The sequence below is a fragment of the Lysinibacillus sp. NPDC093197 genome, from assembly GCF_044754025.1.
Lineage (GTDB): Bacteria > Bacillota > Bacilli > Bacillales_A > Planococcaceae > Lysinibacillus.
The window spans coordinates 217,568-242,149 of sequence record NZ_JBIVOH010000004.1 but is presented as its reverse complement, the minus strand read 5'-3'; the positions used below and the strand labels follow the sequence as shown (position 1 = coordinate 242,149).

Genomic DNA, 24,582 nt, shown 5'->3' with positions numbered 1-24,582 from the left:
AGCAACATAGTTGAATAACTTAATGCTTTCACATACGATGAACATACTAACGTTATTATAAAAAAGTTTTACAAGTTTAGGAGGAAGTATGTATGTCAGAAGAAAAAATTTATGATGTTGTAATTATCGGAGCAGGACCTGCCGGCATGACTGCGGCTGTTTATACATCACGTGCAAACCTTTCAACGCTAATGATTGAGCGTGGTATTCCTGGCGGACAAATGGCGAATACAGAAGAAGTAGAAAATTATCCAGGGTTTGATACTATTTTAGGGCCTGAGCTATCTACTAAAATGTTCGACCATGCGAAAAAATTTGGCGCTGAGTATGCATACGGTGATGTTTCAGAAATCATCGATGGAGAAGAATACAAAATCATTAAATCTGGTGCTAAAGAATATAAAACACGATCAATTATCCTTTCTACAGGTGCAGAATATAAAAAAATGGGTGTACCAGGTGAAAAAGAACTTGGTGGACGCGGTGTCAGCTATTGTGCAGTATGTGATGGTGCATTCTTTAAACAAAAAAACCTCGTTGTCGTAGGTGGTGGGGATTCAGCTGTTGAAGAAGGTGTTTATTTAACACGTTTTGCTGATAAAGTAACAATTGTTCACCGTCGTGACAAATTACGTGCTCAAAAAATTCTACAAGATCGTGCATTTGCCAACGAAAAAATTGATTTCATTTGGAATGCAACAGTAAAAGAAATTAACGATGCTAACGGTAAAGTAGGCAGCGTTACATTACAATCAACTGTTGACGGCACAGAATCAGAATTTAATGCTGATGGCGTATTTATCTATATTGGTATGCTTCCATTAACAAAACCTTTTGGAGCATTAGGAATTTTAAATGAAGCTGGTTATATTGTGACTAACGATAATATGGAAACTAAAGTACCAGGTATTTTTGCTGCAGGAGATGTACGTGAAAAATCGCTTCGCCAAATCGTAACTGCGACTGGCGACGGTAGTATTGCAGCACAAGCAGCACAACATTATGTGGAAGTATTATTAGAAAAAATTAACGCATAATTGGCCAAAAAAAACAGTTCGTATCGAATGCCAGCGTTCAGCGACAAAAAGCTGGTTGCTATTGGCCGTTATTACCGGAAAAAAATACAATTTTTTAATACGGTTTTAATATTGCTGTAACTTGAATGACATATAAAAGGTGTATTATTTAGAGTGTAATTAGCAATCCCCCTTTTATTTTTTTAGTAGGTTGTTTCCGCCTAATTAGGTGGGAGCAACCTATTTTTGATATTTGTGTTAGTGCCAGTCACTAAAACAATTCTGAATTTAAGTGAATCTCTCCATATAAATTCCTGTAGCAACAGTACAAAAAGTAAGGCGCAACAAACCGTACGAAAGCGAAGTGGAGTTTTATGTAATAATAAGCCTGATGCTTAGGCTTATTATTTTTGAATGTGTCATGTCTAACAACAGAAAACTGTATACTATAAGTATGATTATTCGTGTAAAATAACTGTCATTGGGAGTACGACGAGCCTTTATACAAAAAGAAACAAAAACCCTAAATGATGATTCAATATAATCGATTTTTTGCGCAAGATACCATAGTTGTGAAATGAGGACAAACTCTGATAGGTCTTGCTATAATAAAAAATATAATGCAAAAGAGATTAGAGGTGTGTCTATGCAAAGAATTGCAAACTTAATTGCCGTAAAAGACGGCAAAGTATTATTACTTCAAAAGCCGAGACGGGGCTGGTATGTAGCACCAGGCGGAAAAATGGAGAGCGGTGAGTCGATTTATGAGGCTGCTTTACGTGAGTTTCAGGAAGAAACAAATGTTATACCATTGAACGCGCATCTAAAGGGTGTATATACGATGATTATTAAAGAAGATAACGTTAAGGTGGATGAATGGATGCTCTATACTTTTATGGCGAAAGATATAGAAGGAGTACCATTCGAAGAAACAAGAGAAGGTAAGCTTGCATGGCACCCAGTTGGGGATTTAAAACATTTGCCGATGGCTGAAGGTGATCGAACAAATTTACAATTTGCTGTTTCGCAATCAGGCATTCAGTACGGCACATTCGAATACACGAAAGATTTTGAATTGCTTCATGAGAAAATACAAATATCAATAGAACAATAAAGGAGCTGCATGACAGTGGTGGTTGAAAGTCAACAATGTACACATGAATTGGTCATTATTACAGGAATGTCTGGAGCTGGGAAGACCGTAGCTATTCAAAGCTTTGAGGATTTAGGGTATTACTGTATTGATAATTTACCACCAGCGTTACTCACGACTTTTTTAACTTTACTAAGGGATTCAGGTAAAAATATTACACGTATTGCAGCTGTCATGGATATGCGTGGCGGCAACTTTTTTGATTCGCTTATTGGTGCGCTCGACCAAATATTAAAAGAAGGCGACATCATTGTACGCATTTTATTTTTAGATGCAGATGATGCAACGCTTGTAAGACGTTATAAGGAAACTAGACGAGCGCATCCATTAGCTGTAACTGGTTTACCGCTAGATGGTATTAAACAAGAACGCGTACTTCTATCAGAAGTAAAAGGTCGCGCTAATTTCGTTTATAATACGTCTAACATGAAACCAAAAGAGCTACGCGAGAAAATCGTTAAGGAATTTGCAAGTGATGCAGATCATACTTTTTCAATTAATATTATGTCCTTTGGATATAAACACGGTATGCCAATAGATGCAGACTTAGTATTTGATGTGCGCTTTTTAAAAAATCCTTATTATGTAGAGGAATTGCGCCCTAAAACAGGTTTGCAAACTGAAGTCTCTTCTTATGTATTAGCGTTAGAGGATACACAAATCCTTATTCAAAAACTAACGGATTTGTTTGAATTTATGATACCGCTTTATAAACAAGAGGGGAAATCACAACTTGTCATTGCTTTTGGTTGTACAGGAGGACAGCATCGTTCGGTGACTTTAGCAGAATATTTTGGCGCTTGCTTAGCCAAAAAAGAAAATGCTGTGATATCGCACCGTGACATCAATCGAAGAAAGGATTGAGTGAATGGGGAAAAAGCATACAAGGCTAGTTGTAATAGGTGGTGGTACTGGCCTTTCTACGTTACTACGTGGTTTAAAGCATCACCCGTTTGATATCACTGCAATTGTAACAGTTGCGGATGATGGTGGTTCCTCAGGACGTTTACGTGATGATTACGATATCCCTCCGCCTGGTGATGTTCGTAATGTCATCGCTGCATTATCGGATGTGGAGCCACTCGTTGAGCAAATGTTTCAATATCGTTTTTCGGTATCAGAGGATTTAAATGGTCATTCTCTTGGCAATTTAATGTTAACGGCATTAACCGATATTACCGGAGATTTTAGCCATGCTATTAGCGAAATGGGAAAAGTTTTAAAAGTACATGGCCGAGTAATTCCAGCGGCTAATAAAAAAATTACTTTAAATGCCGAATTAGAAGATGGGGTAGTCATTGAAGGGGAGTCGAAAATTCCAACTGCTGGAAAGCGCATTAACCGCGTTTTTTTAGTGCCTGACAATGTGCAACCGCTACCGGAGGCAATACGAGCCATTAATCGAGCTGACTATATTTTAATAGGACCTGGAAGCTTATATACGAGTATTATTCCTAATTTGCTAGTAAAAGAAATTGGAGAAGCTGTAGTAAGAGCCAAGGGACGAAAAATTTATGTATGTAATTTAATGACCCAAAAAGGTGAAACGATTTCATATACAGCAGGTGACCATGTTGAAGCTATTCACAAGCATGTTGGAAATTCTTTTATTGATGCTATTTTAGTAAATGATGAACAGCTTCCGCACCCCGTTAAAGAGCTGTATAAAGAAGAATGTGCGGAGCCCGTAACATTTGATGTTGGTAAGCTGGAAAGTATGGGATTAGAGGTTATTAAACGTGATATTGCAACCATTCGACCAGATGGGACAGTTCGCCATAATTCTGCAAATGTAGCACAATGGCTTGTGGATTATGCAAAAATCTTACCGAAAAAGTAAGGAAGCCTACAATAGAGTCCTAAAGAATGCTTGTTGTATATGGTAAGATGAACATATACATAGAAATAAAGGTCGAAAGGAGGGCGTAATATGTCATTTGCTTCAGAAACGAAAAAAGAGCTGACGCAAGTAGAAGCGGACGATTATTGTATGAAAGCAGAAGTATCTGCTTTAATTCGTATGAATGGTTCATTATCTTTTGCTAACAAGCAACTTAGTTTAGACGTGCAGACTGAAAATGCTGCAATCGCTAGAAGGCTTTACACAATTATGAAGAAGTTGTACCCCTATAACGTCGAGCTACTTGTACGTAAAAAAATGCGTTTGAAAAAGAACAACGTTTATATATGTCGTGTGCGAGAAGGGGCGCGTGAGTTACTCATTGATTTAGCGATAATTTCGGATGATTTCCAATTCAATCACACGATTTCTAAAGAGCTTATTAAAAAGAGTGGCCATAAAAGAGCTTACTTACGTGGAGCATTTTTAGCAGGTGGCTCGGTAAATAACCCAGAAACGTCTGCCTATCACTTAGAAATTTATTCTTTGTATAAAGAACACGGTGAAGCATTAATGGATTTGATGAATGAATTTGAGTTGAATGCAAAAACAATTGAACGAAAGAAGGGCTTTGTGACATACTTAAAAGAAGCGGAAAAGATTTCCGATTTTTTAAACATTGTCGGAGCTCATCAAGCAATGATGAAATTTGAAGATGTTCGTATATTACGCGATATGCGAAATAGTGTTAATCGTATTGTAAACTGCGAAACAGCAAACTTGAATAAAACGATAGGCGCTGCACTACGCCAGGTAGAAAATATTCGCTTTATCGAAAATTCAGTAGGGCTGGATCAGCTGCCTGAAAAGCTTCGTGAAATTGCACGCTTACGTGTGGAATATCAAGATGTAACGTTAAAAGAACTTGGTGAAATGGTATCAAGTGGAACGGTTAGTAAATCAGGAGTTAACCATCGATTGCGTAAAATAGACGAAATAGCAGATGCATTAAGAAGAGGTGAAAAAATAGGCGGTTAAGCTTTCATACAAAAGACAGAAAGCTAGTGCAATCGCTTATTGTTCTTCTACTGCTAAGTGCGGTAATATAAAACTAATAGATGAACGGTAGTGAAGGAGAGAATTGCGAATGACTGAGAAAACAGTCCAGGTAAAATTAAAATTAGGACTACAAGCTAGACAAGCGGCGTTATTTGTACAGGAAGCAAATCGTTTTAGTGCTGATATTTTTCTTGAAAAAGACGAGAAAAAAGTAAATGCCAAATCCATTATGGGTGTAATGAGCTTAGCTATTGCTAAAGGTACAAAGGTTGTTTTAAGCAGTGAAGGTAGCGATGCAGAGCAAGCGGTTACATCATTAGCTGCTATTATTGAAAAAGAAGACTAAGCAAAGACATGCTTAGCATATTAAAAACAAAAAACCTCTAAGTCCACGTGACTTAGAGGTTTTTGATCTGCTGTCGTTGATTTCCGCTACGGGTGGATGTTTTCCTAGGACACACCGTAAGCCACAACCCTCGTTAGCACGCGAATTGTTGCGTCTTACATTGCGTGTATTCCCAAAGGAGTCTAAGTAAATTTTCCCTTGGCAAGCTATTGGCTAGCATGGAAATTGTTTGAGAATTGTTTGCGTGCCTGGCACCTATAAAAAAACCGCTAAGTCGCATGGACTTAACGGTTTTTTCTAATTAGCGTTCGTTACGTACAAAAATATGGTCGATTAAGCCGTATTCTTTTGCGCGTTCAGCTGTCATGAAGTTATCACGGTCAGTATCTCTTGAGATGACTTCTAGTGGCTGACCAGTACGCTCAGATAAAATACCATTTAATTTTTCACGAAGGAATAAAATGCGTTTTGCAGCAATTTCAATTTCAGTCGCTTGACCTTGTGCACCACCAAGTGGTTGGTGAATCATTACTTCTGCATTTGGTAATGCATAGCGCTTACCAGGTTCACCAGCAGCAAGTAGGAAAGCACCCATTGATGCAGCCATACCAATACAAATTGTTTGTACTTTTGGCTTGATGAATTGCATTGTATCGTAGATTGCCATACCAGCTGTAATAGAACCACCTGGTGAGTTAATGTAAAGAGAAATGTCTTTATCCGGATCTTCTGCTTCTAAAAATAGAAGCTGCGCAACGATTGAGTTTGCAACGTTGTCATCAATTGCACTTCCTAATAGGATAATACGGTCTTTTAGTAGTCGTGAATAAATGTCATAAGCACGTTCACCACGACTTGTTTGTTCAATAACTGTAGGAATTAAATTCATGTTAAATCCTCCTTAAAAAGCTAAATTCGAATACTTTTACTGAAATCATCCATTATATTTCAGTTGTAACCTTATCATACACATTATAGTCAGGGAAGGTCAAATATTAACGCTGATATTAAGAAATTAAATCCATAATAAAAATTAATATTTATAGTTGAATTATGGGCAATACGTTTGTATAATAGAAAGGTCGTAAGTTAAAGTACAGTACACTATTTTGTAGGTATGCTTCTACAATGAGGATTATCTACACGATGCTTTACCGTAAAGCCTAAGAGTGAGTACTTTTTTTTTATGTTCAATTGCCCTCGTGGTGTAATGGATAACACGTAAGATTCCGGTTCTTGCACTGGGGGTTCGATTCCCTCCGAGGGCGCCATTTACTGATTTATTGATTTACTTTTATAGCTCGATTCTCCTATTAAGTAGCTTAGCAGCCTTCTTAGTGGAGAAAGAGAGGAATATGGTGGAAATCTGTCCCGTAGGCATTATTCCCATATTTATTCCTTTCTAAACCATCAAAAGCAAGAACTCCAAAAAGTTTTTTAGTGAACATACTGATCGTGAGGCTAGCATGCTAGCCCAAAAGAAGAATCCTATCTGAGGGGATTCTTTTTTTGTGGCCAAAAATATCTAAATTTAGCATAAAAATCATCTTAGAATTGCATAAGTATACATTTTAAGACATAGATATTGTTTTTATTACATAATTTCTCTCCGTTCTGTATAGTAAAATTCATTATTATGAAAAAATAATCACTTTTATGCGAAATCGTATTGTATATCAACTCTATTGACACTATAATTGACCTAATAGTCTAACATTTCCGAATTGATAAAAATGAATTAGTCGGAAAATATTAATCGTTTAGGGGGAAAAATTATGAAAAAACGTTTTTGGACGTTATTGATGATTGTAGCAGCATTTACGCTTGTGCTAGTTGGCTGTGGTGCAAAAGATGATGCATCATCTGGTGACGCAGGTTCTGGTGGCGGCGGCAAGGATAAAGTTTATAAGGTAGGTACAGAGGCTACTTTTGCACCATTTGAATCGATTGACGATAAAGGGAATATTGTAGGATTAGATGTCGATATTTTGCAAGCGATTGCAGACGAAATGGGCATTAAAGTGGAATGGGAAAACATTGGTTGGGAGCCTGTATTCCAAACAATTAAAAATGGTGAAACAGACATCGGTGCATCGGGTATTACTATTAATGAAGAACGTAAGGCTTCATTTGATTTTACAGAGCCATATTATGAATCTCAATTATTAATCGTAGTTAAAGAGGATTCGGATATTACTTCATTAGCAGATTTAAAAGATAAAAAGATTTCAGTACAAATAAATGCAACTGGTCATATGGCTGCAAAAAAATTACAAGGTGATGCAAGCACAAACATTATGGCATTCGAAAGCCAACCTGTTGCTATTCAAGAAATGTTAAACGGTAACGTTGATGCAACAATTGGCGATAATGCAGTTATTTATGAATATATTAAAGCTAACCCAAAAGCAAAACTTAAAGTAATTGAAGATGATGCATTTGAAAAAGAATACTACGGCTTTATGGTGAAAAAAGGCAATACGGAATTATTAAACCTATTAAATGAAGGTCTACAAAAAATTAAAGACAATGGTAAATTAAAAGAAATTACTGGTAAGGACTTTAAGTAATGGATGATGCCGTTAGCCTAATCATGCTAGCGGCACATTTGATTTATTAGCGTATTTAGTAGAGAAATTGATAGGGAAAGTAGGGGTTCTAATGGACATCTTTGATTTACGCTGGGACATAGTTTGGAACTACCGTGATATGTTTATCCGTGGTATTGGTATAACAATCATCTTAACGCTCAGTGGTTATTTTGGTGGTATTATTTTAGGCTTACTGTTAGGTTTAGGGAAAGTATCTAAAAATAAGTTTATTTACTGGCCATGTAAACTATATGTAGATTTATTCCGTGGAACACCAATGCTAGTGCAAATTTTATTAATTCATTTAGCGGTTATCCCAACGATTTTTGGCCATTCATTAGGATATATGGTGTCAGGTATTACCGCACTAGTATTAAACTGTGCAGCCTATAATGCAGAAATATTCCGTGCGGGTATTCAAAGCATTGATAAAGGACAAATGGAAGCAGCGCGTTCGCTTGGCCTAACACACAATCAAGCGATGAAAAAAGTTATTTTACCACAGGCTTTTAGACGTATGATTCCACCGCTTGGTAATGAATTTATTGCATTATTAAAAGACTCTTCTTTAGTAACGGTTATTGCAGCGCCAGATATTTTATATGCAAGTAAAGTTGTGGCAGGTGCGAGCTTCCGTTTCTGGGAACCGTATATTGTAGCTGCATTACTATACTTGGTTTTAACATATGTTGTAACAAAAGTAGTAGCATTTATTGAAAAACGATTCAGCAATAGCTATGTCCCTCGTAAAGCGGAAGGGAGAGAAGCAAGATGATTAGAATTGAAAACTTACACAAATACTTTGGAAAATTAGAAGTGCTAAAGGGCATCGATTATGAAATACATGAAAAGCAAGTTGTCTGTGTAATTGGACCATCAGGATCAGGGAAAAGTACTTTTTTACGTTGCATTAATATGCTAGAAGAGGTGACGGATGGAGCAATTTATATAGAGAATGTGAAGGTAAATGGACCAAAAACGAATATAAATGCTATACGAGCAGAGGTCGGTATGGTATTCCAACAATTTAATTTGTTCCCTCACATGAATGTAATTGATAATGTAACAATGGCTCCAATGCAAATTCGAAAAATGAATCGTACGGATGCAGAGAAACTTGGCCATGAGCTACTGCAAAAAGTCGGTCTAGATAGTAAAGCTTACAACTATCCTGAGCAGCTTTCAGGTGGACAACAACAACGCGTAGCGATTGCAAGAGCATTAGCGATGAAACCTAAAGCTATTTTATTTGATGAACCAACTTCAGCACTTGATCCAGAAATGGTGAAAGAAGTTTTAGATGTTATGAAAAATCTAGCATCTGAAGGTATGACAATGATTGTAGTGACACATGAAATGGGCTTTGCACGAGAAGTAGGAGATCGTGTTGTGTTTATGGATGGTGGCTATATTGTAGAAGAAGGGACACCAGAAGACATCTTTGGCAACCCGAAAAATGAGCGTACAAAAGCCTTTTTAGGAAAAGTTCTATAATGAAAATGGAAAAACCATTCAAAGCGAAAGCGATGAATGGTTTTTTGGCATTTAATGGAGGGGATTTGTAGTGGTTGCATAGGCATCAAGCATTGCACGCATATCTTGTTGCGTGTATTGTGGCACTTGATAATAGCCATGCTTATTTTGGTAAATAGATACTTCGTATGCCATCTCGATACAGTTGGGAATACTATCAGCAACAACACGGCGAACAACTGGATTTGTTGTTTCTGTCGCTGCTGCAGTCATACATTTAGCTGAACCTTTATGTGCACCAAGTAAGAAGCCAGAAATAACTTCATCATTTATCTCACTTGCATTTTGCATTGGCTTTTTCGGCTGAGAGGGCTTAATGCCATATTGGAAGTTGTTCCCTGTCTGCATTTCATAGCGACCAGTTGGAACGGAAGGATCATGCCCTGTTTTAAATGATTCCACAATCGTATTGTACATACCGAGCGTGAAATTATATTGATTATCCAAAATGCTAAGTAGTTCTGGATCTTTTACTTGCGGACGTAAAATAATGGATAGGTTTAGTCCAGCGATTATTTCGCCAATTGTTTCATGCATGTCCATAACTTCGTGGCCACCATGATTTAGGCTTTGTTGTTGGTTAGGTGTTGTTGCATCATTTGATTCATTATAAAAAGATTGTGACAAAAAAAACGCCTCCTGAATTGTATAGTTTGTTGCAGTTTTTAGTATGTCTTGTTAGTCCTGTTTCATACGATATAAATCCGTTTGCATATATTTAGCATAGTGATGTTTTTTTGTAACACATTAGAGGTATAAGAAAAGAAAGTTAAGGGAGGATATAAAATTGAAAAAAGTACTTGGACCTGTGGGAATAATCATCATTGTTTTAGCTGTATTAGCTTTACTATTTATTCCAAAATATAATGGCCTTGTGACGGCGGAGGAAAATGTTGATTCGAAGTGGGCTCAAGTCGAAAATCAACTACAACGCCGCTATGATCTAATTCCGAATTTAGTGGAATCTGTAAAAGGATATGCTAATCATGAGCAAGAAGTCATTGCCAGCATTACAGAGGCTCGTGCACAGATGGGGAACGCACAAACACCAGAGGAACAAGCGAGTGCCAATGATGCATTAAACGGTGCACTTAGTCGATTGCTTGTAGTCGTAGAAAATTATCCGAATTTAAAAGCCGATGCAAATTTCCGTCAATTAATGGATGAACTTGCAGGGACTGAAAATCGATTAGCAGTAGCACGTGAAGATTATAATAATGAAGTACAAGGCTTTAATAAAAAAGTAAAACGCTTCCCTGGTAATATTATCGCAGGTATGTTTGGCTTCGAACAAAAGGAATACTTTAAGGCAGCAGCCGGAGCTGAAAAAGCACCTGCAGTTGATTTTAGTGATTCAGGTAAACAATAATGAAACGTTTGACAGTAACGTTTTTAGTTGCTTGTTTAATGTGGCTTGTAACAGCTAATAGTGCGTTAGCACAGTTACCTACACCAATGAAAAATACGTACATTCATGATTTTGCAAATGTGCTTTCAACTTCTGTAAAGGAAGAACTCAATCATTATTCAGAGCAATTAGATAAAGGTACAGGTGCAGAAATAATGATTGTAACGGTGGATAGCATTCAAGGGCAAGAGGCTAAAATGTATGCAACGAAATTAATTCGTGCATGGGGCATTGGAGATGCAAAGAAAAACAATGGTGTCCTATTATTGGCTACATTTGGGCAAGGACAAGGAAATAATGATGTAGTTATTGCTGTTGGCCAAGGTCTAGAAGGTGCGTTACCGGATGGGAAATTAGGACGTATTTTAGACGATGCTTTTTATCCATACGCGAGTAACGGTGAAGTCGATCAAGCATTTCAAGCAACATATGCCGAATTATTTCAAACTGTAGCAAAAGAATATAATTGGGACGGTGAGATGCCAGCACAAGCAGTGGAGGATGAATCGATGCCCAATTGGCTATTTGTGTTACTCGTTATAATAGTGCTTGTTTTCATTATCTTCTCAAATGGTGGAGGCGGACCACGTTCAAGGGGACGGGGAGGTTATCCAGGAGGTTTTGGTGGAGGCTTTGGAGGCGGTTTTGGCAGAGGTGGCGGAGGCGGAGGCTTTGGAGGCTTCGGCGGTGGATCATCTGCCGGCGGCGGCGCCAGCCGAAAGTTTTAATCGAGTGGAAATGATTGAACGCAATTGTGTGGGTGCCAATTGTGTGAGTGCCAGGCACCCACACAACAGTGCCAGGCACCCAAACAATTCTGAAAACTTAACTAAGAAAAAATCCACGAAGACTCCTGCGGGAACGCACGCAAAGTAAGCCACAACAGACGGCGCGACAGCGACGGTTGTGGCTTACAACGTGCCCGCGGAAAGCGAAGTGGATTTTTCCGCTTTAGAAGGACTAAATTGTTTAAGTGCCAGGCACCGAAACAATTTATCAAAGGACTCTCCTTAATAGGAGGGTCCTTTTCATTTGGGTAAAAAGGATAAATAAATAAGTATTATCAATTATTGACAAATTAACTAATTTTGTTATAATTTCATTGTATCGACAAACGATATAACGAACACTGATATAAGGAGGAATTACTTTGAAAAAAAGATTTTTATCAGCATCTTTAGCGGTCATTTTAACAGCATCTGTTGTTTATCCTGTTTCAGTACAGGAAGTACGCGCTGCTAATGAAACTAGCAATACTACTATTGCACAAGAGGAGCGCCTAACAGCAAAAGAATTTCTTGATTTAGCTGTAACATCTTTAACATTCCAACATGGCTCAGAATCAATGCGTCAAGAAGTAATTAATAAGTGGGTTAAAGATGGAGAATTAGAAAACCTAAGTAGTGCGATTAAACGTAATGAAGCTGCACGAATTTTAGTAAGAGCTCTTGATAAAGAAGAAAAAGAAGTAACACTAGCAGACTATCTGGAAAAAGCAAATAAGCTAGGCTTATTTAATAGTATTTCAGAAAATAGTGAAACAATTTCAAAACAAGACGCTACTAAAATATTTACTACATTTAAGAGTTTAAAAAACGGTGCTAGTAACGAAGGTGTTAAAGAAATTTCTGTAGAGGATTTTATGAAAAATCCAGGAAACTTCGGCTATCAGCTTTCACCAGATGGTAATTACATTACGTTTGCTTCAGCATGGGAAAACCGTTCAAATGTGTTCGTGAAAAAAATGAATGATGATAGTGAACCTGTTCGTGTATCTAATTCAAAAGATCGTGATATTTCTGGATTCTTCTGGAAAGATGATACATTGCTTTATGCCAAAGATAAAGGTGGAGATGAAAACTTCCACATTTATTCTTCTACATTTAATGGAAAAGAAGAAAAAGATTTAACGCCTTATCCAGGTGTAACAGTAGGGGTATTAAGTGGATTACAAGGTGTTAAAGATGAGATTTTAATTATGATGAATAAAGAAGATGCAACAGTGTTCGATGTGTACAAGCTAAATGTAAAGACAGGCGAAACAAAACATGTTGCAAAAAATCCTGGTAACATCGCAGATTGGTTAGCTGACCGAGATGGTAATATTCGTATAGCAGTTGTTTCTGATGGTGTAGAAGGCATGATTCTATATCGTGATACAGAAAAAGACGAATTCAAGCCATTTATTGAAATGGCAGCGGGCGATGAAGTAACGCCACTTGCGTTCTCTAAAGATAATAAGCATATTTACGCAACTTCTAATAAAGGCAGAGATAAAGTTGAAGTAGTGAAATATGATCTTGAAGGTAACGAAGAAGTCATTATGTCTAATGAAGAAGTAGACGTAGCGGGTGTATTATATAGTAGTGAGCAAGATAAAATTTTATACGGTGCATATGTAACAGATAAAGCACATTACCAATTCTTCGATGAGAAATTTGAGCAGTTATTCCGCAAAATTCAAAACAAGCTAGGTGTTGAAGAAAGCGAACTAGGCATCAACGACTACAATAAAGAAATGACAAAATTCATCGTCAGCGTGTCTAGTGACACTGTGTACGGCAAATATTATTACTATGACTCAACTACAGATGAAATGACAGAACTAGCAACATTAAGCCCTTGGTTAAAATCAGAAGAGCTTGCAGAAATGCATCCAGTTTCTTATAAGAGCCGTGATGGTCTGACAATTAACGGTTATTTAACATTACCGAAAAACAAAGAAGCTAAAGACTTACCGCTTATCGTGAATCCACATGGTGGTCCATGGGCTCGTGATATGTGGGGCTTTAACCCAGAAGTACAGCTACTTGCAAACCGAGGATATGCTGTGTTACAAGTGAATTTCCGTTCATCTACGGGTTACGGAAAAGAATTTTTACAAGCTGGTAATAAGCAATGGGGTCTGAAAATTCAAGATGATATTACAGATGGCGTTCAATGGGCAATCGATCAAGGTATTGCTGATCCTGACCGCATCGGTATTTATGGTGCATCATTTGGAGGTTACGCAACTTTAGCTGGTATTGCGTTTACACCTGATTTATATGCAGCAGCAGTTGACTATGTTGGTGTATCGAATATTTTCACATTGCTAGATACAGTCCCTCCATATTGGGAAACTATGCGTAACATGTTCTATGAGCGTGTAGGGCATCCAGAGAAAGACAAAGAACTGTTAACAGCAGTTTCACCAGTCTTCCATGTTGATAAAATTAAAACTCCATTATTTGTTGCGCAAGGTGCAAATGATCCGCGTGTAAATCAGGCAGAATCTGATCAAATCGTTGAAGCATTACGTGCAAGAGGTGTGGATGTCGAGTATATGCTGAAAGAAAATGAAGGACATGGCTTCCAAAACGAAGAAAACCGCATTGAATTCTATAATGCAATGGTTAAATTCTTTGATAGTCATTTAAAAAAATAACGATAATGAGGCTGTGCAGAAATTTCACTTGCACAGTCTTTTTTCATTTAAATATCTATAAGCCATCGATTTCCGCGGGCCCAGGTATGCCAGGCACTCAAATTGTTTGAGTGCCTGGCACTTAATGAGCAGCTCCTAAATAGTAGAAATCCACTTCGCTTTCCGCTCAGCGCTCTGAAGCCACAACCCTCATGAGCGCGCGGTTTGTTGTGTCTTACTTTACTTGGTAAACTTTAATAGGAGTGGCATGAGAATTCAGAATTGTTTGAGTGCCTGACACCTAAATAGGAAGGGGTTGTGTGTTAATGAATGTGACTTTTTTTAGTCGTTCGCATTGTGAGCTTTGTGTAGAAGGATTACGTACATTAAAGCTTGTTCAAGAAGAACTAGGTTTCTCAATCGACGTCATCGATATAGAAAAAGACGATGCAGTACACGAAAAATATATGTTGATGATACCAGTAGTAGAAAAGGATGGAGAAGTCATACAGTATGGCAATCTAGACTATGCAACATTGATGGAGCATTTGTGCAGTGAATAACCGATGTATCTAATCTATAAAATTAAAAAAATATAACACTTAAAAAATTCGTTATTCACCTCGTGAAGAGCGGGTTTTTTTGTTTTCCTTCTATTATATAATTAAACCTGTAATTCACGTTATTCACAAATTGTTCAATGAAAGCGTTATGAATATGAACAGTTTGTGAAGAACTTCACACAAAGCTTTATTTTTGAAAAAATTGGAGTAGAATAGGAATCAAGTAAGAGGTTGTTATAAAACAGTTAATCAAAAGTATCACATTATTACGTGGTTGTTATATTACAAAAATAAACTTAAAGGGAGATTTGACTATGTGGGTTATTACAGTATTTGAACAAAAGGACGTTCGTATTTTTGAATACACAAACAAAACGGAAGCAACAAAAGCTTTAGCAGGTTTCAAGAAAAACGCCGTATTATCTTTCACTAAATAAAAACATGTAGTCCCGCAGCCAAATAAATTGGTTGCGGGATTTTTTTATTTTTATAAATAACGCTTTTTTACAAACCTTATGTCGATAGCGTATAAAGTGTGTAAAAGCAACCCATACCATTATTTACTTGCTCTTTTTCTTAAAGCATATTATAATAAAATTACGAGTGGGACACAATTTAGTATAGTGGGTTGATATTTGTCCCATTAAAGTGAGAGGGAGTAGATATAGATGTTAACTGTACCTGAGGCACAGCAAAGACTACTTCCAGAAATGAATCCACTTCTACAATCGAGATACCGTATTTTGCAATCGGTTCAGTTAATGCAACCAATTGGGAGACGAACACTAGCAGAGTCACTCAAGATGACAGAGCGTGAAATCCGTAAAGAAACAGATATTTTACGTGATCAAGGGTTATTAGATTCCCAAAAGTCGGGTATGGTATGTACGAGTGATGGTGAATTAGTTATTGAACAGCTTAGAGCATTAGTTTACGAATGGTCTGGTCTAACGCAGCTTGGCAAGGCGCTCGAAAACCATTTAGGGCTACAGCATGTGCTTGTTGTTCCAGGTGATTATAACGATGATGAAACCGTATTAACATTACTTGGAAAAGAAGCGGCACAGCAATTTCTTTCGACTATTGCTAATGAGCAAGTAGTAGCTGTTACTGGAGGAAAGTCAGTGGCTTCGCTAGCGCAGTTTTTACAACCAGTTGACGGTCAGCACAATGTAACATTTGTTGCAGCTCGTGGTGGTATCGGACATGAAATGCAAATGCAGGCTAATACACTCGTTGCAACATTTGCTATGCAGATGGAAGCACAGTACCGTACATTGTTTTTACCCGAGCATTTAAGTGAACAGGCATATCAGGCAATGTTAATGGAGCCAATGGTTACAGAAATAATGGCTTACTATGACAGCGCTGATTGCGTTATTCATGGTATTGGCTCTGCTGAAGAAATGGCGATTCGTCGTAATTCATCGGTCGAAGATTTACGTATTCTCGAGGAAAAGGGTGCTGTTAGTGAAGCATTCGGCTATTATTTCAATGCCGAAGGAGAAATTGTACATCGTATTCGTACAATTGGAATTCAACTTGAACAAGTTGAAAAATGTAAGCATATTATTGCGGTTGCAGCAGGAAAACAAAAGGTGAATGCAATGCTATCTTACTTTAAGGTAGCGCCGAAGCAGACGATTTTTATAACAGATGAAGCTGCTGCGAAAGCAATCGCTGAACGTTTACTGTAAAAAATAAATCAATAAAACATTATTGGAGGAATTGACAATGGCATTAAAGTTAGCAATTAATGGATTTGGTCGTATTGGACGTTTAGTATTTCGTGAAGCAATGAAACATGATGAGTTTGAAGTAGTTGCAGTGAATGACTTAACAGATGCTGGTCAACTTGCACACTTATTAAAATACGATTCTGTACACGGTATTTATGATGCTGAAGTCAATGCAGATGAAGATTCTTTCGTAGTGAATGGAAAAACGGTTAAAGTATACGCTGAAAAAGACCCAGCACAATTACCTTGGGGTGAGCTTGGTGTAGACGTTGTACTTGAATGTACAGGTCGCTTCCGCTCAATGGAAGAGGTAGGTAAGCATATTGAAGCAGGTGCTAAAAAAGCGATTTTATCTGCACCAGCTAAAGGCGATATGCCAACATTCGTAATGGGTGTTAACCATGAAGATTACAATCCAAAAACAGATGATGTCATTTCAAATGCATCTTGTACAACAAACTGCTTAGCGCCAGTAGCTAAAATTTTAGATGAGAAATTTGGCATTGAACGCGGTATGATGACAACAATTCACTCATATACAAACGATCAACGTATCCTTGACTTCCCGCACTCTGATCCACGTCGTGCACGTGCAGGGGCAGTGTCAATGATTCCAACAACAACAGGAGCAGCAGTAGCCGTTTCTAAAGTATTACCTCAATTAAAAGGTAAGCTTGATGGATTCTCTATGCGTGTTCCTACACCGAACGTATCATGTGTGGATTTAGTTGTAGAACTTAAAGCAGATGTAACAAAAGATTCGATTAATGCGGCTTTAAAAGAGGCTTCAGAAAATGAGCTAAAAGGTATTTTAGGCTACAATGAACTACCATTAGTATCAATTGATTATAATGGCAACCATAACTCTTCAACTGTTGATGGCCTTTCAACAATGGTTTTAGAAAATAGCATGGTGAAAGTTCTTGCTTGGTACGATAATGAAATTGGTTACTCTACTCGTTTAATGGACCTTGCATTATATATCGCACAACAAGGATTAAATCATAAATAAGTGTCATAATTCGCAATTTGAAGTAAAAAGTGTGACATAATACGGCTTTTTACGCACAAAAAGTATAGCCTTTATAATATCGAAAAGATATAATAAACAAGGGTAATAGGAGTAGGGGACGTTTACCCTACTCCTTTTTAAATACAAATATCTTGGATAAAATATGGATGACTTGCTATTGTGCAAACTGGTAGTAGTCACCTTGTCTTTTACGAGACACCGAACGTTACTTTTGCTACTATAAAAGCTAATAAAGGTATATTTTAACTTGGTCCAAAGTGTGTAAAGCCAAGATGGGTGGAGCACATTTTATTATGTCCGTACTACAAAACTTTGAAGGGGGTTTCTTCATGTTAAATAAGAAAACAATGAAAGATATTGATGTAAAAGGTAAGCGCGTCTTCGTACGTGTCGATTTTAATGTACCGATGGCAGATGGGGTAATTACAGACGAAACACGTATCCGCGCAGCCATTCCAACGATTGAATATTTAGTAGAACAAGGCGCAAAAGTTATTTTAGCGTCTCATTTAGGTCGTCCAAAAGGCGAAGTAAAAGAAGATATGCGTTTAACTGCAGTTGGTATCCGCCTTGCAGAAATTTTAGCTAAACCTGTTACTAAATTGGATGAGTCAATCGGTGAAGCAGTAGAAACAGCTGTTGCGAATATGCAAAACGGCGATATCGTTCTACTGGAAAACGTACGATTCCATACTGGTGAGGAGAAAAACGACCCTGCACTTGCAGAACAATTTGCTAAACTAGCGGACGTTTATGTTAACGATGCCTTCGGTGCTGCTCACCGTGCACATGCCTCAACGGAAGGTATTGCGAAACACATTCCTGCTGTATCAGGCTTCCTTATGCAAAAAGAATTAGATGTGCTAGGTAAAGCATTATCAAATCCTGAGCGTCCTTTCACTGCTATTATTGGTGGCGCAAAAGTAAAAGATAAAATCGGCGTTATTGAGAGCTTACTTGAAAAGGTAGACCACTTAATTATTGGTGGCGGTCTGTCATTTACCTTCATTAAAGCGCAAGGGCATGATATCGGTAAATCTTTATTAGAAGAAGATAAAATTGAACTAGCAAAATCGTTCATTGAAAAAGCACATGCAAAAGGCGTGAAGTTACATATGCCAATTGATGCAGTGGTAGCCAATGAATTTTCAAAAGATGCGGAGACTAAAGTTGTCGATGTAGATGCTATCCCAGCTAATTGGATGGGTCTTGATATTGGACCAAAAACAGCTGCTCGCTACGCAGAAGTTATTCAAAATTCAAAATTAATTATTTGGAATGGACCAATGGGCGTTTTTGAATTAGAACCATTTGCAAATGGTACGAAAACTGTTGCAGACGCGATGGCAGCAACTGCTGGCTATACTGTAATTGGTGGCGGAGATTCCGCAGCAGCAGTAGAAAAATTTGAAGTAGCTGATAAAATGGACCACATTTCTACTGGTGGCGGCGCTTCACTTGAATTAATGGAAGGCAAAGAGCTTCCTGGTATTGTGGCATTAAACGATAAATAATAGATAGGAGCATAACGATGCGTAAACCAATTATTGCAGGTAACTGGAAAATGTATAAAACATTTGAAGAGGCAATTCAGTTTGTCGATAGCGTGCAGGATAATCTTCCTTCCAATGACAAAGTAGATGCTGTTATTTGCGCACCGGCACTTTTTCTACCAACACTTGTGCAGGTCGCTAGTGAATCTGAACTAGCCATCGGTGCTCAAACAATGCATTACGAAAATGAAGGTGCGTTTACAGGTGAAATTAGCCCGGCGCAGCTTGCGAGCGTTGAGGTAGATTATGTGATATTAGGACACTCCGAACGACGTGAATATTATAACGAAACAGATGAGGCTATCAATAAAAAGGTGGCAGCAGCACTTTCACATAATATCGTGCCAATTATTTGCTGTGGTGAAACACTGGAAGAACGTGAGGCAGGTACGACAGAGCAAAAGGTAGCTAGTCAAATTACAGCAGCTCTTGCAGGGTTTGCTGCACAGGACGTGGAGCATATGGTTCTTGCCTATGAGCCTATCTGGGCAATCGGCACAGGGAAAACAGCAACAGCAGAAGATGCCAACCAAGTATGTGGTGCCATTCGTGCAGTTGTTGAAAAATTATATGATAACGCAACAGCAGAAGCTATACGTATTCAATATGGCGGTAGCGTAAAGCCTGATAATATTAAAGAATTATTGTCAAAAGAGCATATCGATGGAGCGCTAGTCGGTGGTGCCAGCTTACAAGCTGATTCATATTTAAAATTATTGGAGGCGGCAGCAAATGCCTAAAAAGCCAGTAGCATTAATTATTTTAGATGGTTTTGCATTCCGTGATGAAACTTTTGGGAATGCAGTTGCTCAAGCAAAGAAACCAAATTTTGATCGCTTTTGGAACCAATTCCCTCATGCAACTTTAACAGCTTCAGGTGAAGCAGTAGGGTTGCCAGACGGTCAAATGGGGAACTCTGAAGTTGGACACTTAAATATCGGCGCTGGCCGTATCGTGTATCAAAGCTTAACGCGTTTAAATAAATCGATTCGCGAAGGAGACTTCTTTACGAATCAAGCATTTTTAGATGCGGTAGCACACGTTAAAGCACATCAATCAAAGCTACATGTCATGGGTTTACTATCAGATGGCGGTGTACATAGCCATTATGAGCACATGTTTGCACTGCTAAAGCTAGCAAAAGAACAAGGGCTTGACGAAGTATTTGTGCATGCATTTTTAGATGGTCGTGATGTTGGACCAACAACAGCTATCGGCTATATTGAAGAAACTGAAAAACAAATGGCTTCGATTGGCATTGGTAAATTTGCTTCAATCCATGGACGTTATTATGCGATGGATCGTGACAAACGTTGGGATCGTGTAGCATTAACATATAATGCCCTCGTTGATGGGGTTGGACAAACGGCGGAAAGCGCAAAAGGTGGCGTAACAGAATCCTATGAGCGTGAAGTAACTGACGAGTTTGTTATTCCATTTAGCATCCAGGAACATGGAGAGCCAGTTGCGACAATTGAAGATAATGATGCAGTTATTTTCTTTAATTTCCGACCTGACCGTGCTATTCAATTATCGAAAGTATTTACGAATACGTCATTTGACGGTTTTACCTTATCAGCAAAACATCCACAAAATGTAAAATTCGTATCGTTTACACATTATAGTGATGAAGTAAACGCACAAGTTGCTTATGAAAATGACAACTTAAAAAATACGATTGGTGAAGTGTTAGCCTCTAATGGCAAAACACAGCTTCGTATTGCAGAAACAGAAAAGTATCCACATGTTACATTCTTTATGAGTGGCGGTCGTGAGGAGAAATTCGATGGTGAAGAACGTATTTTGATCGCTTCTCCAAAAGTTGCGACATACGATCTGAAACCTGAAATGAGTGCTTATGAAGTAACAGACGCATTGCTTGCAGCGATTGCAGCTGACAAATTTGATGGCATCATTCTAAACTTTGCGAACCCTGATATGGTGGGGCATAGTGGAATGCTAGAGCCAACAATTAAAGCAATCGAAGTTGTCGACGAATGTCTAGGGAAAGTAGTAGATGCCCTGCTTGAAAAAGGCGGAGCAGCTATTATTACAGCTGACCACGGTAACTCTGACGAGGTTGTAACGTTAGAAGGAAATCCGATGACAGCTCATACAACAAACCCTGTTCCAGTAATTGTGACGAAAGCAAATTTAATGTTAAGAAATGGTGGCATTTTAGCCGATTTAGCGCCAACCATGTTAGAATTATTAGAGGTGTCACAACCTATTGAAATGACAGGTAAATCACTTATCGAAAAAGAGGAGAATTAATTATGCCATTTATTACACAAGTTTATGCGCGCGAAGTTTTAGACTCACGTGGGAACCCAACAGTAGAAGTTGAAGTATTTACAGAATCAGGTGCTTTTGGTCGTGCAATCGTGCCATCAGGTGCCTCTACAGGTGAATACGAAGCGGTAGAATTACGCGATGGTGACAAATCACGTTACCTTGGCAAAGGTGTATTAAAAGCAATCGAAAATGTCAACACAATTATTGCACAAGAATTAGAAGGTAATTTCTCAGTTCTTGACCAAGTAGTAATCGACAAAGCTTTAATCGAGCTAGATGGCACAGAAAACAAAGGTAAACTAGGAGCTAACGCAATCCTAGGTGTATCAATGGCAGTTGCACATGCTGCAGCAGATTATTTAGATGTACCTCTTTATCAATATCTTGGCGGTTTCAACTCAAAACAATTACCAGTACCAATGATGAACATCTTAAATGGTGGTGCACATGCGGATAACAACGTAGACATCCAAGAATTCATGGTAATGCCTGTTAGTGCAGAAAACTTCCGTCATGCATTACGTATGGGTGCTGAAATTTTCCATAGCTTAAAAGCAGTATTAAAAGACAAAGGCTACAACACAGCTGTAGGTGACGAAGGTGGCTTCGCTCCAAACCTTGGTTCAAACGAAGAAGCTATCACAGTGATCCTTGAAGCAATCGAAAAAGCTGGCTACAAAGCTGGTGAAGAAGTGAAATTAGCAATGGACGTTGCGTCTTCTGAATTATTCAACAAAGAAGATGGCAAATACCATTTAGATGGTGAAGGCGTTGTGAAAACTTCTGAAGAAATGGTGGACTGGTACGAACAGTTAACTTCTAAATACCCAATCATCTCAATCGAAGACGGCTTAGACGAAAACGACTGGGCTGGTCATAAATTATTAACAGACCGCATTGGCGCTCGCGTACAATTAGTAGGAGATGATTTATTCGTAACAAATACGAAAAAATTATCTGCTGGTATTGAGCAAGGTGTTGGTAACTCAATTTTAATTAAAGTAAACCAAATCGGTACGTTAACAGAAACATTTGAAGCAATTGAAATGGCGAAACGTGCTGGTTACACAGCAGTTATTTCTCACCGTTCTGGTGAATCAGAAGATGCGACTATCGCTGATATCGCAGTTGCGACAAACGCTGGTCAAATTAAAACAGGTGCTCCATCTCGTACAGATCGCGTTGCAAAATACAACCAACTTTTACGCATCGAAGATCAACTTGGTGCAACTTCAGAATATCTTGGTTTAAAAACTTTCTATAACTTAAAATAAGTGAACGGCTAGTAACTAGCAGTTCCTTTGATGAAAATTGCCTCGAAAGCATGAATGTGCTTTTCGAGGCAATTTTTTTGAGTAAATGAATAAGCTGAGCGCGTAATTGAGACGGAGAGTTCTACAACGTTGATTTCCTTTGCGGGCGGCGCTTTCCGCGGACACATAGTAAGCCGCAACCCTCGCTAGCGCGCGGATTGTTGCGTCTTACTTTGCATGCGTTCGGAGCAGGAGTCACCGCTCTTCACTGGTGTAATTGTGTGAGTGCCTGGCACTTTAGATTTTTCGCAGGCATGTTGTAAGTCGCAAAGCCCGCGGAAAGCGCGTGTTACATGGTGTTCTAAGCAGGAGTATAAATGCAGAAAAATTCGAAATTGTTTGGGTGCCAGGCACTGCATTTTGGATTTGAAATATTTCTATATTTTTTTGTATAATAACAGTAAAGTAGACTGAGTCTTCTCCTTTTTAATAATTTTTAAGTCAATTTCTTTTATGTATTGTACATAGTATTTGGAAAAGTAATACCATTTTGTAATCTGTGTTTGTCATGGGAACCTTTATTTGTTATAATATAGTGTGTTGTGATGTTTCAAAGTTCGGGAGGTGCAGTGGATGCATACAGCAGTATTAATAGCTTTAGTTATCGTATCATTAGCATTGGTTGTCGTAGTTTTATTACAATCTAGTAAAAGTGCAGGCTTGTCAGGTGCCATCTCGGGTGGAGCTGAACAACTATTTGGAAAGCAAAAAGCACGTGGTATGGATTTAATTCTTCACCGTGCAACAATTGTTTTATCAATTTTATTCTTTCTTTTAGCAATCGCTATTGCAAAAATATAATAGTTGAAGATATTCCGCCTAACCTAGAATGGTTGGGCGTTTTCTTTTATTTTCAGTACATAGATGAACTTAGACGAATAATGTAGATTTTATACGTATGAAAGATGCTAAATTACGCCAATGTATAATGGATATGGCTATAATAGAGTGAATATGTTTTACAGTGAAGGAGAACTTGCCATGAACAAATCATTATCTCAGCCATTTTTCTTTCAAGCAGGTCCGCGTGCAGTGTTATTATTACACGGATTTACAGGTAGCTCTGCAGATGTGCGTATGCTTGGTAGATATTTAGAGAAAAAAGGGTATACTACATTAGCGCCTCATTATAAAGGGCACGGTGTGCAACCTGAAGAACTCATTACAACAGGACCAACTGATTGGTGGCAAGATGTCAAAGCTGCGTACCAACAATTACAAGATGCTGGCTATGAGGAAATTGCCGTAGCAGGACTATCACTTGGCGGTGTAATGGCTTTAAATGTAGCGCTAAACAATCCTGTAAAGGGCATTGTGACAATGTGTGCACCAATGACGATGCGAACTACAGACGTAATGTTTGAAGGCGTATTGAAATATGCAAAAGAATACAAAAAATTTGAAGGTAAAACTGACACAGAAATAGATGCGGAAGTGTCGTTAATCGCTGAAAAAGGTATGCCATCATTACAAAAACTACGTGAGTTTATTGCGCAGACTCGAAAAGAAATAGATATGATTTATGCCCCGATTTTTGTCGTACAGGCGACAAATGATGAGGTAATAGAGACAGAATCTGCCAACATTATATATAATCAAACTGAGTCACTAGAAAAATACATCAAATGGTATGAAAACTCAAAGCACGTTATAACATTAGATCAAGAAAAAGATCAATTACATGAAGATATTTATCGTTTTTTAGAAGGCCTAAATTGGGCACACTAAAAATGA

General features: G+C 38.1%; 24 protein-coding genes and 1 tRNA gene. 23 read left to right on the top strand and 2 right to left on the bottom strand.

Translation table 11 applies throughout. The features are described from left to right. Positions 1-92 precede the first annotated feature (92 nt). From trxB to ACIP9G_RS13440, 6 genes are all read left to right on the top strand, one after another. Positions 93-1,037, top strand: coding sequence for a thioredoxin-disulfide reductase (gene trxB / locus ACIP9G_RS13465; RefSeq protein WP_401020010.1), 945 nt, complete (start codon positions 93-95; stop codon positions 1,035-1,037). A 625-nt stretch (positions 1,038-1,662) separates the two neighbouring features. After that, on the top strand, positions 1,663-2,130 hold the full coding sequence (locus ACIP9G_RS13460; protein ID WP_340822515.1) for an NUDIX domain-containing protein: 468 nt from the start codon (positions 1,663-1,665) through the stop codon (positions 2,128-2,130). Between the two features lie 9 nt (positions 2,131-2,139). Next, positions 2,140-3,033, top strand: a complete 894-nt coding sequence (rapZ, locus tag ACIP9G_RS13455; protein ID WP_340822516.1) for an RNase adapter RapZ — start codon at positions 2,140-2,142, stop codon at positions 3,031-3,033. A gap of 4 nt (positions 3,034-3,037) precedes the next feature. Then, positions 3,038-4,009, top strand: a complete 972-nt coding sequence (locus tag ACIP9G_RS13450; RefSeq protein ID WP_340822518.1) for a gluconeogenesis factor YvcK family protein — start codon at positions 3,038-3,040, stop codon at positions 4,007-4,009. Positions 4,010-4,099: 90 nt separating this feature from the next. Next, entirely contained in the window at positions 4,100-5,047 is a 948-nt protein-coding gene (whiA, locus tag ACIP9G_RS13445) for a DNA-binding protein WhiA (protein ID WP_173479448.1), read from the top strand. 109 nt (positions 5,048-5,156) lie between these two features. Further along, positions 5,157-5,414, top strand: a complete 258-nt coding sequence (locus tag ACIP9G_RS13440) for an HPr family phosphocarrier protein (protein WP_340822520.1) — start codon at positions 5,157-5,159, stop codon at positions 5,412-5,414. Between the two features lie 301 nt (positions 5,415-5,715). Here ACIP9G_RS13440 and clpP read toward each other — a convergent pair whose 3' ends face one another. Beyond that, positions 5,716-6,303, bottom strand: a complete 588-nt coding sequence (clpP, locus tag ACIP9G_RS13435; protein WP_024363901.1) for an ATP-dependent Clp endopeptidase proteolytic subunit ClpP — start codon at positions 6,301-6,303, stop codon at positions 5,716-5,718. Between the two features lie 307 nt (positions 6,304-6,610). Between clpP and ACIP9G_RS13430 the strand changes: the two genes are divergently transcribed. From ACIP9G_RS13430 to ACIP9G_RS13415, 4 genes are all read left to right on the top strand, one after another. Continuing rightward, positions 6,611-6,685: transfer RNA gene (locus ACIP9G_RS13430), tRNA-Arg, on the top strand. Positions 6,686-7,189: 504 nt separating this feature from the next. Further along, the gene (locus ACIP9G_RS13425; RefSeq protein WP_340822523.1) at positions 7,190-7,984 is read left to right on the top strand and encodes a basic amino acid ABC transporter substrate-binding protein; all 795 of its coding nucleotides are present in this window, start codon (positions 7,190-7,192) and stop codon (positions 7,982-7,984) included. Positions 7,985-8,075: 91 nt separating this feature from the next. Then, positions 8,076-8,780, top strand: coding sequence for an amino acid ABC transporter permease (locus tag ACIP9G_RS13420; RefSeq protein WP_401012929.1), 705 nt, complete (start codon positions 8,076-8,078; stop codon positions 8,778-8,780). Continuing rightward, positions 8,777-9,499, top strand: coding sequence for an amino acid ABC transporter ATP-binding protein (locus tag ACIP9G_RS13415; protein ID WP_401020005.1), 723 nt, complete (start codon positions 8,777-8,779; stop codon positions 9,497-9,499). The genes ACIP9G_RS13420 and ACIP9G_RS13415 overlap by 4 nt, the downstream gene beginning before the upstream one ends. A gap of 51 nt (positions 9,500-9,550) precedes the next feature. Here the strand turns inward: ACIP9G_RS13415 and ACIP9G_RS13410 are convergent, their stop codons facing one another. Beyond that, on the bottom strand, positions 9,551-10,165 hold the full coding sequence (locus tag ACIP9G_RS13410) for a spore coat protein (protein WP_340822526.1): 615 nt from the start codon (positions 10,163-10,165) through the stop codon (positions 9,551-9,553). Positions 10,166-10,325: 160 nt separating this feature from the next. Between ACIP9G_RS13410 and ACIP9G_RS13405 the strand changes: the two genes are divergently transcribed. The 13 genes from ACIP9G_RS13405 (at position 10,326) to ACIP9G_RS13345 (ending at position 24,576) form a co-directional block, all read left to right on the top strand. Beyond that, the gene (locus ACIP9G_RS13405) at positions 10,326-10,907 is read left to right on the top strand and encodes a LemA family protein (protein WP_340822527.1); all 582 of its coding nucleotides are present in this window, start codon (positions 10,326-10,328) and stop codon (positions 10,905-10,907) included. Further along, on the top strand, positions 10,907-11,674 hold the full coding sequence (locus tag ACIP9G_RS13400) for a TPM domain-containing protein (RefSeq protein ID WP_340822528.1): 768 nt from the start codon (positions 10,907-10,909) through the stop codon (positions 11,672-11,674). Before ACIP9G_RS13405 ends, ACIP9G_RS13400 begins: the two co-directional genes overlap by 1 nt. Positions 11,675-12,096: 422 nt before the next feature. Next, positions 12,097-14,373 carry a S9 family peptidase gene (locus ACIP9G_RS13395; RefSeq protein WP_401020002.1) on the top strand — a complete coding sequence of 759 codons (2,277 nt, stop codon included), beginning with the start codon at positions 12,097-12,099 and terminating at the stop codon, positions 14,371-14,373. 305 nt (positions 14,374-14,678) lie between these two features. After that, positions 14,679-14,915 (top strand): glutaredoxin family protein, encoded by a 237-nt coding sequence (locus ACIP9G_RS13390; RefSeq protein WP_340822530.1) that lies wholly within the window; start codon positions 14,679-14,681, stop codon positions 14,913-14,915. Between the two features lie 314 nt (positions 14,916-15,229). Further along, on the top strand, positions 15,230-15,352 hold the full coding sequence (locus ACIP9G_RS13385) for a hypothetical protein (RefSeq protein ID WP_255313811.1): 123 nt from the start codon (positions 15,230-15,232) through the stop codon (positions 15,350-15,352). A gap of 231 nt (positions 15,353-15,583) precedes the next feature. Continuing rightward, a complete protein-coding gene (locus ACIP9G_RS13380) occupies positions 15,584-16,612 on the top strand; it encodes a sugar-binding transcriptional regulator (protein WP_401019998.1) in 1,029 nt (342 codons plus the stop codon). 37 nt (positions 16,613-16,649) lie between these two features. Next, positions 16,650-17,666, top strand: coding sequence for a type I glyceraldehyde-3-phosphate dehydrogenase (gene gap, locus ACIP9G_RS13375; RefSeq protein WP_340822535.1), 1,017 nt, complete (start codon positions 16,650-16,652; stop codon positions 17,664-17,666). 350 nt (positions 17,667-18,016) lie between these two features. Next, complete coding sequence (locus ACIP9G_RS13370) at positions 18,017-19,201, top strand: phosphoglycerate kinase (RefSeq protein WP_401019995.1); 1,185 nt, start codon at positions 18,017-18,019, stop codon at positions 19,199-19,201. 17 nt (positions 19,202-19,218) lie between these two features. Further along, on the top strand, positions 19,219-19,980 hold the full coding sequence (tpiA, locus tag ACIP9G_RS13365) for a triose-phosphate isomerase (protein ID WP_401019993.1): 762 nt from the start codon (positions 19,219-19,221) through the stop codon (positions 19,978-19,980). Further along, positions 19,973-21,514, top strand: coding sequence for a 2,3-bisphosphoglycerate-independent phosphoglycerate mutase (gene gpmI / locus ACIP9G_RS13360; RefSeq protein ID WP_340822540.1), 1,542 nt, complete (start codon positions 19,973-19,975; stop codon positions 21,512-21,514). The genes tpiA and gpmI overlap by 8 nt, the downstream gene beginning before the upstream one ends. Positions 21,515-21,516: 2 nt before the next feature. Beyond that, entirely contained in the window at positions 21,517-22,809 is a 1,293-nt protein-coding gene (gene eno / locus ACIP9G_RS13355; protein WP_401019990.1) for a phosphopyruvate hydratase, read from the top strand. Positions 22,810-23,421: 612 nt separating this feature from the next. Beyond that, complete coding sequence (gene secG, locus ACIP9G_RS13350) at positions 23,422-23,649, top strand: preprotein translocase subunit SecG (RefSeq protein ID WP_173479464.1); 228 nt, start codon at positions 23,422-23,424, stop codon at positions 23,647-23,649. A 180-nt stretch (positions 23,650-23,829) separates the two neighbouring features. Then, entirely contained in the window at positions 23,830-24,576 is a 747-nt protein-coding gene (locus ACIP9G_RS13345; RefSeq protein ID WP_401019987.1) for an alpha/beta hydrolase, read from the top strand. The last annotated feature ends 6 nt before the right edge of the window (positions 24,577-24,582 follow it).

Excerpts from the sequence above, each read along its gene's own strand:
- trxB (WP_401020010.1), top strand. The coding sequence starts at position 93 with ATGTCAGAAGAAAAAATTTATGATGTTGTAATTATCGGAGCAGGACCT.
- ACIP9G_RS13460 (WP_340822515.1), top strand. The coding sequence starts at position 1,663 with ATGCAAAGAATTGCAAACTTAATTGCCGTAAAAGACGGCAAAGTATTA.
- rapZ (WP_340822516.1), top strand. The coding sequence starts at position 2,140 with ATGACAGTGGTGGTTGAAAGTCAACAATGTACACATGAATTGGTCATT.
- ACIP9G_RS13450 (WP_340822518.1), top strand. The coding sequence starts at position 3,038 with ATGGGGAAAAAGCATACAAGGCTAGTTGTAATAGGTGGTGGTACTGGC.
- whiA (WP_173479448.1), top strand. The coding sequence starts at position 4,100 with ATGTCATTTGCTTCAGAAACGAAAAAAGAGCTGACGCAAGTAGAAGCG.
- ACIP9G_RS13440 (WP_340822520.1), top strand. The coding sequence starts at position 5,157 with ATGACTGAGAAAACAGTCCAGGTAAAATTAAAATTAGGACTACAAGCT.
- clpP (WP_024363901.1), bottom strand. The coding sequence starts at position 6,303 with ATGAATTTAATTCCTACAGTTATTGAACAAACAAGTCGTGGTGAACGT.
- ACIP9G_RS13425 (WP_340822523.1), top strand. The coding sequence starts at position 7,190 with ATGAAAAAACGTTTTTGGACGTTATTGATGATTGTAGCAGCATTTACG.
- ACIP9G_RS13420 (WP_401012929.1), top strand. The coding sequence starts at position 8,076 with ATGGACATCTTTGATTTACGCTGGGACATAGTTTGGAACTACCGTGAT.
- ACIP9G_RS13415 (WP_401020005.1), top strand. The coding sequence starts at position 8,777 with ATGATTAGAATTGAAAACTTACACAAATACTTTGGAAAATTAGAAGTG.
- ACIP9G_RS13400 (WP_340822528.1), top strand. The coding sequence starts at position 10,907 with ATGAAACGTTTGACAGTAACGTTTTTAGTTGCTTGTTTAATGTGGCTT.
- ACIP9G_RS13390 (WP_340822530.1), top strand. The coding sequence starts at position 14,679 with ATGAATGTGACTTTTTTTAGTCGTTCGCATTGTGAGCTTTGTGTAGAA.
- ACIP9G_RS13385 (WP_255313811.1), top strand. The coding sequence starts at position 15,230 with ATGTGGGTTATTACAGTATTTGAACAAAAGGACGTTCGTATTTTTGAA.
- ACIP9G_RS13380 (WP_401019998.1), top strand. The coding sequence starts at position 15,584 with ATGTTAACTGTACCTGAGGCACAGCAAAGACTACTTCCAGAAATGAAT.
- gap (WP_340822535.1), top strand. The coding sequence starts at position 16,650 with ATGGCATTAAAGTTAGCAATTAATGGATTTGGTCGTATTGGACGTTTA.
- ACIP9G_RS13370 (WP_401019995.1), top strand. The coding sequence starts at position 18,017 with ATGTTAAATAAGAAAACAATGAAAGATATTGATGTAAAAGGTAAGCGC.
- tpiA (WP_401019993.1), top strand. The coding sequence starts at position 19,219 with ATGCGTAAACCAATTATTGCAGGTAACTGGAAAATGTATAAAACATTT.
- gpmI (WP_340822540.1), top strand. The coding sequence starts at position 19,973 with ATGCCTAAAAAGCCAGTAGCATTAATTATTTTAGATGGTTTTGCATTC.
- eno (WP_401019990.1), top strand. The coding sequence starts at position 21,517 with ATGCCATTTATTACACAAGTTTATGCGCGCGAAGTTTTAGACTCACGT.
- secG (WP_173479464.1), top strand. The coding sequence starts at position 23,422 with ATGCATACAGCAGTATTAATAGCTTTAGTTATCGTATCATTAGCATTG.
- ACIP9G_RS13345 (WP_401019987.1), top strand. The coding sequence starts at position 23,830 with ATGAACAAATCATTATCTCAGCCATTTTTCTTTCAAGCAGGTCCGCGT.